Origin of the sequence: Clostridium sp., assembly GCF_051278035.1 — a bacterium.
Classification (GTDB): domain Bacteria; phylum Bacillota; class Clostridia; order Clostridiales; family Clostridiaceae; genus Clostridium_AD.
The window spans coordinates 1-10,059 of record NZ_JBNMNU010000158.1; the positions used below are offsets into that span (position 1 = coordinate 1).

The following is a 10,059-nucleotide window of genomic DNA, read 5'->3' on the forward strand; positions in this document are numbered from 1 at the left end:
ATATCCATAAATATGGATATCTCATGCTTTTTCTGTTAAAGCTTAAAAACTTAACTGAAAAAAGAGCGCTTTTTTCAGTGGCCTCTATAATTCAGGTAAGCTTTTTCATTATTTGTTTTTTTCAAAGAAACTATCTATACTTTTTATCATATAATTCAACTTTTCCTTTGTTATACCTGGATAAACTCCTAGAAAAAATGTTCGATAAAGCACACCATCTGTATATTTTAAATCGCCTGATATCTTATACTTTATATCCGTGTACCCTGGCTGTTTTAGAATATTTCCCGCAAATAGCATTCTAGTTTCTATAAGTTTTGCTTCGAGATAAGTAACAAAATCCTTCTTAGAAAACCCAGCAGTTTCTCTTACAGTAATTGGTATCGCAAACCAGGATGGTTCAGCTTTCGGTAGAGATCTTGGCAAAACAAATACATCTTCATATTTTTTAAAACATTCATATAGTCTTTTAAAATTATTTTTCCTTGCCTTTGTAAACTCCGGCAGTTTTTTTAGTTGCTCGATTCCCATTGCACATTGCATATCTAATGGTTTTAAGTTATACCCTATATTACTAAAAACATATTTGTGATCATACCCTTCTGGTAGACCTTTGAACTTAAAATCAAACCTATGGGCACAAGCACCATTAGTACTCTCTTCACCAGTTTGACAAAAACATGCCTTTCCCCAATCTCTTATTGAAAGCGCTGCTTTATATAGTTCCTGCGAATTTGTGCAGGTAGCTCCGCCCTCTCCCATAGTAATATGATGAGCTGCATAAAAACTGTAGGTTGAAAAATCACCAAAAGTTCCACAAGGCTTTCCATCATAACTTGAATCTAGTGCATCGCAAGTGTCTTCCACTACATATAAGTTATGCCTTCTTGCTATATCCATTATTTTATCCATATCTGCTGGGTTCCCTAAAGTATGAGCAAAAACTATAGCTCTTGTTTTATCTGTTATAGCCTCTTCTATTTTTGAGGCATCAATATTATATGTGTCCTCTTCTATATCAACAAACACAGGCATTAACCCATTTTGGATAATTGGGTTTAGTGTTGTTGGAAAAGTCATTGCAGTTGTTATTACTTCATCCCCAGGTTTCATTGGATTTTTTATTGATTTAGAACAAAGTGCCGAAACTGCAATTAGATTAGCTGATGAGCCTGAATTTGTTACTAAGCAATGCTTTATCCCTAGATATCCAGAAAAATTATCGCAAAACTCTCTGCCCTTCGCTCCTAATGTAAGCCAAAAATCTAATACGGAATCTACAACCGCGACCATTTCCTTTTCATCAAAAACTCTACCTGCATAATTAACCTTAGATATTTCAGGAATAAATTCTTTGTTTGCGTTTCTAAATTCATATAGTTCAGCTACTTTATCTAAAATCTCTTTCCTAATTTGCTCTTCTTTTTTCATATTGCACCTCTTTTATAAATAACTTATTTATAATACTGTTTTACAATTTTTTATATACAAATCATTCTTAATAGTTTTAATTTCGATCTTATCAATATTCTTAACATAGTAATCGTATAATTTTCTAATTCCAATTTCATAAGAAGTGAAGTTAAAATCTTTTAAATATTTAAATAATAAAGAATTATCTCCTGTATATTCTTTGTTTAAGTTATGTTTTAATAGAATTATTTCGCTCTTATTATCACCAATTTCATTTATTATCCTTGCAACTTTTAATAAATCAATTGACTTTGTGGGTGTTATATTCATTATTTTATCTTTGGGTTGATTAATAATAAACTGTCTTACAATGCTAACCAAATCATCAATAAAAAGATAATCAAAAACAACATTTTGATTTATTGTTATCGGTAAATTCATTATATTTTTAATTATTGAATTTGAGATAAATTTAAATGTGTAATCTTCATGAGGACCATAACAGCCAAATATTCTTAAACAATTTATATTTTCTTCTTTTTCAATATACCTTGACATAATATACTTCGCATACCCATAACTATCTTCTGGTACGCTTTTATCAAAATCTAATTCTTTTATTTTTTTCAAATCATTATTTTTATTATATTCTGCACCACTTCCAAAGTGAATCAGTCTTATATCTTTATTTAGACAACGTACTAAGTTAAAAAATATCTTCAAGTTTTCTTGAAATATATCAACTTTACCGATATCATACCCAGTTTTCCTTGTACCACCAACATTAGCACAGTTAATAATTAAATCTATTTGATTTTTATTAATGAAACTTCTAACCGACTTCCCGTCTAAAAGATTAACAGTTTCCCTATTTGCAGGATATACATTATAATCCTTACTCAAATTCTCTAATAGGTTGCTACCAATGAATCCATTAGATCCAGTTAACATTATATTATTTAATTTCCTCATAAAGATTTGCCCCCTGGAACAATAATATTGATTTACGTTTCATTATTTTATAATATTCTTTAAAAACTCTTCTCTATCTAGAAATGGGAACATATCCTCATATGGCTTTGAAACTAAAGAACCATCCGGCATTTTTTCTGATGATACTCTTGGAACAATTAATTGCCATTCGGGTGTCATTACATCACATATTACAGGGCCATCATAGTTAAGCACTTCCTGAATTTTTTCTTCCATGCCGTAAACAGAATCAATTCTAACACCTTTAATGCCATAAGCCTTCGCAATCTTCAAAGAATCAGGACACCATACACCTGATTCTCGGCCCTCACCAAATAATCTACCTTCCATTAAATTCTTTTGAGTAAATCTAATTAACAAATATCCATTATTATTAAAGATAAATATCTTAATTGGAAGATTATTATGTTTTATTGTTGCAAACTCTTGAATGTTCATTTGCAAACTACCATCACCTGTTATAACTAATGTTCTTTTTGAGTTATTGGCAATACATGCTCCTATACCAGCAGCCCAGTATCCCATAGATGAAAGACCTCCTGTTGTTAAAAATCTTTGGTCTTTCTTAATCTTCCATGCTTGACAAGCTACATGGAAACAAGAACCTGTATCAACTAATATCATGTCATCCTTAGATGATAATTCAGATAATTTGTCAGTAAAGTAATAAGAATTTACAGGTTTCTCATCTTTATAAGATTCTACTACCACAGGGTAAGTTTTCTTCCAATTATTACATACCTTCACCCATTCTGAAAAATCTGGTTTTACACCAACATTTACTTGTTTTAATAATTCCTTAAAGAATCGTTTTGCATCATTATTTATTTTTAAAGTAATATCTAAATCTGGCTTCTCCAATTCTTCTTTATCTATATCAACTACTACTTTTTTAGAGTTTCTACCAAAATCCTTTTTGTCATGACCTATTAGTGCCGTTGCAAGCCTACATCCAACAGAAATTATCAAATCAGCATTTTGAATAGCAAAATTTGCAGCCCGTTCTCCATAATTCCCAGGACGTCCTACATATAAGTCATTTTCACTTTCAATTAAGTCTATACCTAGCCTTGACGTAAGCGTTGGAATATTAAATTTCTCTATAGTTTCAATAAATTCCGTCTCAGCTTTTGCAATTCTGACTCCTTGCCCAACAATAAAAATAGGTCTTTTTGAATTATATATTAGCTCTAAAGTTTGTGTAACTTCCTGCTTTAGCTGTTTATAATTAATTTTATCTAATGGGCGAGTAAACTCCTCTAATAAATTAGTAGGAACTTCCATCCTTTGAATATCTAATGGTACATCTATCCAAACTGGACCTGGTCTTCCACTCGTTGCATTATAATAAGCCTCCTGTAAGTAGTATAGAATCTTACAGGGATCATCTACTGTTACAAAGTACTTAGTACCACTTTCAACAAATGGTTTTATATTTATTCCTTGTACACCATATTGTCTTATATTAGTTTTCTGCTGAAACTGTACACATGATAGAGCAGATTGCCCCGAAATTACCATCATTGGTGATGAATCAGTCCATCCCCCTACCAAACCATTCATCGCATTAATACTTCCGGGTCCAGCTGTCACTAAAGCAACACCGAGTTTCCCCGTAATTCTTCCATATGCTTCAGCAGCCATGGTTGCGGCCTGCTCATGATGAGTACATATTACCTTTATATCTTTATTTTGACAAACAGCATCTACGAGAAACATTGCTTGCCCACCAGATACCATAAATAAAGATTCTAACCCTTTATCTACTAAGAACTTAAATATAAAATCAGCAACTCTCATAAATTACACCCCCCTTAAATTTATTTATAATAAGGATTCCAATTGATAACTTATATCATCTTGCTTTTTCCTTTGTGCCAAGTTCATAGCTACATCTACAATAAAGTCTTCTTGTCCACCAATTATTTTTCTTTTACCTAATTCAATAAATATATCTCGTGGATCTACCTTAAATCTTTCTGATGCCTTTTGAACATGTTTAGCGAAGGCTGAAAATACACCTGCCAAACCACTAATTAGGCTTAATGACGTTATCTCTTGAGGTTTTTTCATTATTTTGGTTACAATGTATTCACTTATATCCATCATTTTATATAAATTCAGGCCTGTTTCAATATCAAGTTTTTGTAAGAGTCCTGCTAATACTTCAAGTTGACAGTTACCTGCACCTGCACCAAACCCTCGCAGAGTGCCATCAACAATAGTAGCTCCTTCCTTTATTGCAGTATAAGAATTCGCTACAGCAAGGCTTAAATTATTATGTGCATGGAACCCAACTTTTACGTCTAGATTGTCAACTAAATACTTAACTTTTTCAGAAACCATATCGGGAGTAGATGCACCAGCTGAATCCATCAGAATTACCCCTAAGGCACCATAGTCTTGCATTTTCTTAGCCTCTTCCAATAACCGTTCTGTCGTAGTCATGTGATACATCATTAAGACCCCATAGGCCTCTTTACCATTATTCCTAACATATTCAATATGTTGGCGGGTAACATCAGCTTCTGTACAATGAGTACCAACACATACCAAATCTACTCCAATTTTAAGTGCTGGAGCTAAGTTCTCTTTGATTGTTCCAAACCCAGGAATAAGGAAAACTCCAAGCTTAGTCTTTTTCAATTCCAATCGAGCAGTATTAAGCATTTCCTCATCTGACAAAGCTGATAACCCAACCTGCAGTGATGAAGCTCCTAGTCCATTACCATGTCCTACAATAATAGTATGCAATCCAACGTTATCAGCTTCATGGCAATATTGTGATATACTTTCCGCACTGATTTGGTGGCTCACTGCATGTGAGCCATCTCTTAAGGTGGAATCAAAAAAAAGAATATTATCCATAAATTTAAACTCCTTCCATCAATCTTTTCTTCTTGGCATACTCTTCTGCTATATTTACTGCTGCACAAGTAATAATATCGAGATTACCTGCATATTTAGGTAGAAAGTCTGCTACACCTACAACTTCAATCATCGTGGTAACTCTTCCACCCTCTGCTACTGGTTCTAAAACTATTCTATAACCTGGAACATATTGTTGTATTTTTTTAACGATTAGATGGACTTCTGTCAGAATCTCATCTATTCTAGGATTATCAATTTTGGCATAAATTGTATTATGCATTATAACCGGAGGCTCTGCAGGATTCAAATTAATAATTGCTTTAGCTTTAGGTACTCCTGTAAAAATAGTAAGTGCTTCCCTGGTAGTCTGAGTAAATTCATCAATATTTGCCCTAGTACCACGTCCTGCAGATTTTGAGGCAATGCTAGCCACAATCTCAATATACTCAATTTCCGGGTGAACCTTTCTTATAGCGTAAGCAATTGGAATTGTTGCCTGACCACCGCATGTAATTAGATTAACATTATCTTCACTCAAACACTCTTTAAGGTTTATTACTGGTACACACATTTTTCCTATTTGCGAAGGAGTTAAATCAATTGTATATTTGCCTAATCTTTTTAAAATAGGTGCATTATAAATGTGGACTTTTGCTGAAGTAGCATCAAATACTATATCACAACAGCCAGGATCATCTTCAATAGCTTTAATTGAATCACACGAAACCTTTATCCCTATATCTTCTGCCCTTTTTATGCCATCTGATTCTGGATTTCTACCCGTAAAAAGGCAACATTCCAAGAATTCCGATTTAATTATCTTCATTAATAAATCTGTTCCAATATTACCTGTTCCTATAATAGCTACTTTCATTTTCTTCATCTATGTCCCCCTTAATAGCTAATAGTTCTTTTCTAGTATGGAGTCTCTTAAGTTAAGAAATAAATGAATATTCCAGGATTTGTTTTTTGCACAAGTTATAAACGTTACTATTCTTGTAATTTTTATACCAATCTACTGTATATTCTACTGCTCCATCTATATTTAATTTTGGTTCCAAACCCAATTGAACTCTTGATTTAGTACAATCCAAACACAATAAATTCGCCTCATGCACTGCACTATGATTGGATAAATCTACCCATTTTCCTTTTCCCCATTTATTTATAATTATTTCTGCAACGGTCTTCACAGGAACTATTGAATCAATATTCGGTCCGAAATTCCAACCACTGCAGAAATTCAGACCATCATTATACATTTTCGACGCGAGATTCAAATACCCACTTAATGGCTCAAGCACATGTTGCCATGGCCTAACTGCATTGGGATTTCTTATTTCTATATCTTTGTTTTCTATAAGATTTCTTATGCAATCTGGCACTATTCTATCCTTTGACCAATCGCCTCCACCAATAACATTTCCTGCCCTAGCAGATGCTATTGACGTACCGTGCTTTTCATAATCCTTTGGGCTTAAAAATGAATTTCTATAAGATGCTATAAGAATTTCTGCACACCCTTTACTTGAACTGTATGGGTCGTACCCTCCCATAGGGTCAGTTTCCCTATATGGATAAATTTGTTCTCTATTTTCATAACACTTATCTGTTGTAATCATTACCCCTACCTTTACAGAATCAGTATTTCTAATACACTCGAGTACGTTTAATGTCCCCATAACATTTATTTCATAGGTTTCTTTTGGTATTTCATAAGAAAGCCTGACAAGTGGTTGCGCTGCAAGATGAAATACTATTTCCGGTTTATATTTTGCAAATATTTCTTGCATCTTTTTATAATCTCTAATATCTCCCCTAATGTCTATAACTCTATCTTTTAAACCAGTTACAACAAAATTATCATCCTGCGTATATGGATCTAATCCATATCCAACAACCTTAGCTCCTAATTCATTTAACCAAATTGAAAGCCATGAACCTTTAAATCCAGTATGTCCAGTAATTAATACTCTTTTATCCTTGTAAAAGTTATTAAACAAATCTACTCTGCTGTGCTCCATAAATGCTCCCCTTTATCCCATAATTTATTTACTGCTTCAACATCTTTAAAAGTATCTATAGAAGTCCAAAACCCATCATGTTCATAAACCGCAAGCTGTTTATCTTTTGCAAGATTTCTTATAGGTTCTTGTTCAAAAAAGCAATCTTCTGTTGGTAAATATTTAAATATTTCTTTATTAAATACCATAAAACCACCATTTACCCGTTCTTTTAAAATTGGTTTTTCTTTAAATGCATTAACAATTCCATCTTCAATTTCCATAACCCCAAACGTAGAAATAGGATTTACTCCTGTAAGTGTTCCTATTCTCCCCTTTTTTCTATGAAATTTTAAAAGTTCTAAGATATTTATGTCACTTAATCCATCTCCGTAAGTAAACATAAATTCCTCACCATCTATATATTTTTCTACTTGTTTTAATCTTCCACCCGTCATAGTTTCAATTCCTGTATTAACAATAGTAATATTCCAATTTTCCTCTTCCTTTGTATGATATTCTATTTTTCTATCGCCACTTAAATCCAAAGTAAAATCATTGTTTCTCCAGTACATATCCATGAAATACTGCTTTATCATGTCTCCTTTGTACCCAACACATAAAATAAAGTCATTAAATCCATAGCTTGAATATATTTTCATTATGTGCCATAAAATCGGTTTACAACCTATCTCAACTAAAGGCTTAGGCCTGTATTCCGTTTCTTCGCGCATACGTGTTCCTTTTCCACCACAAAGTATTACTACTTTCATTAAATTTCACCACCATAATTACTTAAGTAAATTTTATGAGCATTTACTCTATATTTTATGTTAGCTTCAGATAGAAGTGCATAAATGTTAATAATTCCTCTGTGATTTTTATCTTTTATAAAAAAATTTTATTGTTGACTAAAATAATGTGATGCACTAATTTGCACTAACTATAATATATTAATAAAGATAGACTTTCTCAGGAGGCAAAATATGAAAGGTATTATTTTAGCAGGAGGATATGGCACACGTCTTTATCCAATAACAAAATCAGTATCAAAACAAATATTACCTATATATGATAAACCTATGATTTATTACCCATTATCAGTGTTAATGCTTGCAGGTATAAAAGAAGTACTAATTATTTCAACACCTAGAGACATTACATCTTTTCAAGAATTACTTGGTGATGGCAGTTTTATAGGTATCAATCTGCAATATATTGTTCAGCAGTATCCTCGTGGACTTGCAGATGCATTTATAATAGGAGAACGTTTTATAGGCGATGATAATGTAGCTTTAATACTTGGAGATAACATATTTCATGGTTACGGTTTTACCGAAAGACTTAGAATCGCTGCAAATAGAAAAGAAGGTGCTACTATTTTCGGATACCATGTAAGTAATCCAGAAGATTTTGGAGTTGTGGAGTTCGATGAAAACAATAATATAGTGTCAATTGAAGAAAAACCAGAAAAACCAAAATCAAATTATGCTGTTTGTGGTCTGTATTTTTATGATAATACTGTAATAGACATTGCTAAAAATGTTAAACCATCTGATAGAGATGAAATAGAAATTACATCTGTGAATAATGAATATTTAAAAAGAAAAAGTCTAAAAGTAGAATTACTGGGTAGAGGCATGGCTTGGCTTGATACTGGAACACATAGAGGACTTCTAGATGCTTCTAACTTTGTGGAAGCGGTGCAAACAAGGCAAGGACTATATGTAGCATGTATAGAAGAAATAGCTTACTTAAATGGTTTTATAGATAAGGAGCAGCTCTTAAAAATATCTGAACCACTAATAAAAACAGAATACGGAAAATATTTACTTAAGATTGCATGTGAAGATAACAAAATTAAATCATAATATATAATATTATAAATAATAAGTAATGGAGGATTTTATATGGGTAAGTTTAATTTTGTTCAAACAAAAATTAAAGATTTGTATATAATAGAGCCTCTAATACTGGGAGATATTAGAGGCTATTTCATGGAAAGTTATAATAAAAAAGACTTTTGTGATGCCGGACTTACTATGGAATTTGTTCAAGATAATGAATCAAAATCTAAAAAAGGTGTTCTGCGTGGTCTTCATTTTCAGATAAATCATCCTCAAGGAAAATTAGTTAGAGTTACTAAGGGTAAAGTCTTTGATGTAGCTGTTGACTTGAGGAAGGATTCCCCTACCTTTAGCAAATATGTAGGTGTGATTCTTACAGCTGAAAATAAAAAGCAATTGTACATTCCTGAAGGCTTTGCTCATGGTTTTTTAGTACTATCTAAAATTGCTATATTTAATTATAAGTGTACAGACTACTATAGACCTGAGTATGAAAGTGGAATTTCATGGACAGACGAAGATATAGCTGTACAGTGGCCCCTCGAAGGGTTAGCATCAGTATTTTTATCAGACAAAGATAAAAGTCTAAAAAAACTAAGAGACATAGAAATATTCGTTTAGTGAAAAGGAGAATAAATATAAATGAAAACTTATTTAATAACTGGTGGTGATGGATTTATAGGCTCAAATTTTATTCATTACATGAATTACGCACTTTTTCATTGTACCTGTAAAGGTGAATGCACCTGGTATGAATTAACTAAAGAAATATTTAGACTTAAAGGTATTAATACAAAAGTTTTACCATGTTCTACAGAAGAGTTTAAACTGCTTGCTAAAAATATGATACAGTTAGAAAAGATGCCCTAAGGCATCCTTTTTGGCTGTTTATTTAGTAGAAGTAATTCCATTACTTAATTTTTTAACTGATT

Annotated in this window: 10 protein-coding genes; 3 read left to right on the forward strand and 7 right to left on the reverse strand. The window is 32.3% G+C overall.

Going from position 1 to position 10,059, the window contains the following annotated elements:
* Window positions 1-108: 108 nt before the first annotated feature.
* The 7 genes from rfbH to rfbF are packed head-to-tail and all read right to left on the reverse strand — an operon-like array spanning window position 109 to window position 8,053.
* Entirely contained in the window at window positions 109-1,431 is a 1,323-nt protein-coding gene (gene rfbH / locus ACJAX4_RS18750; RefSeq protein WP_435790959.1) for a lipopolysaccharide biosynthesis protein RfbH, read from the reverse strand.
* Between the two features lie 27 nt (window positions 1,432-1,458).
* Window positions 1,459-2,385: an NAD-dependent epimerase/dehydratase family protein gene (locus ACJAX4_RS18755; RefSeq protein WP_435790960.1), complete on the reverse strand. Its 927-nt coding sequence runs from the start codon at window positions 2,383-2,385 to the stop codon at window positions 1,459-1,461.
* A gap of 42 nt (window positions 2,386-2,427) precedes the next feature.
* Complete coding sequence (locus ACJAX4_RS18760; RefSeq protein ID WP_435790961.1) at window positions 2,428-4,206, reverse strand: thiamine pyrophosphate-binding protein; 1,779 nt, start codon at window positions 4,204-4,206, stop codon at window positions 2,428-2,430.
* A 24-nt stretch (window positions 4,207-4,230) separates the two neighbouring features.
* Window positions 4,231-5,274 (reverse strand): 4-hydroxy-2-oxovalerate aldolase, encoded by a 1,044-nt coding sequence (dmpG, locus tag ACJAX4_RS18765; protein WP_435790962.1) that lies wholly within the window; start codon window positions 5,272-5,274, stop codon window positions 4,231-4,233.
* Between the two features lie 4 nt (window positions 5,275-5,278).
* A complete protein-coding gene (locus ACJAX4_RS18770) occupies window positions 5,279-6,160 on the reverse strand; it encodes an acetaldehyde dehydrogenase (acetylating) (protein ID WP_435790963.1) in 882 nt (293 codons plus the stop codon).
* A gap of 52 nt (window positions 6,161-6,212) precedes the next feature.
* Window positions 6,213-7,301, reverse strand: a complete 1,089-nt coding sequence (gene rfbG / locus ACJAX4_RS18775; protein WP_435790964.1) for a CDP-glucose 4,6-dehydratase — start codon at window positions 7,299-7,301, stop codon at window positions 6,213-6,215.
* Window positions 7,283-8,053, reverse strand: coding sequence for a glucose-1-phosphate cytidylyltransferase (gene rfbF, locus ACJAX4_RS18780; protein WP_435790965.1), 771 nt, complete (start codon window positions 8,051-8,053; stop codon window positions 7,283-7,285). The genes rfbG and rfbF overlap by 19 nt, the downstream gene beginning before the upstream one ends.
* A gap of 213 nt (window positions 8,054-8,266) precedes the next feature.
* Between rfbF and rfbA the strand changes: the two genes are divergently transcribed.
* Genes rfbA through ACJAX4_RS18795 form a run of 3 tightly spaced genes read left to right on the forward strand, consistent with a single transcriptional unit; the run spans window position 8,267 to window position 9,997 of the window.
* Window positions 8,267-9,151 (forward strand): glucose-1-phosphate thymidylyltransferase RfbA, encoded by an 885-nt coding sequence (rfbA, locus tag ACJAX4_RS18785; RefSeq protein ID WP_435790966.1) that lies wholly within the window; start codon window positions 8,267-8,269, stop codon window positions 9,149-9,151.
* Between the two features lie 39 nt (window positions 9,152-9,190).
* A complete protein-coding gene (gene rfbC, locus ACJAX4_RS18790) occupies window positions 9,191-9,748 on the forward strand; it encodes a dTDP-4-dehydrorhamnose 3,5-epimerase (protein WP_435790967.1) in 558 nt (185 codons plus the stop codon).
* Window positions 9,749-9,769: 21 nt separating this feature from the next.
* Window positions 9,770-9,997 (forward strand): hypothetical protein, encoded by a 228-nt coding sequence (locus ACJAX4_RS18795; protein WP_435790968.1) that lies wholly within the window; start codon window positions 9,770-9,772, stop codon window positions 9,995-9,997.
* The last annotated feature ends 62 nt before the right edge of the window (window positions 9,998-10,059 follow it).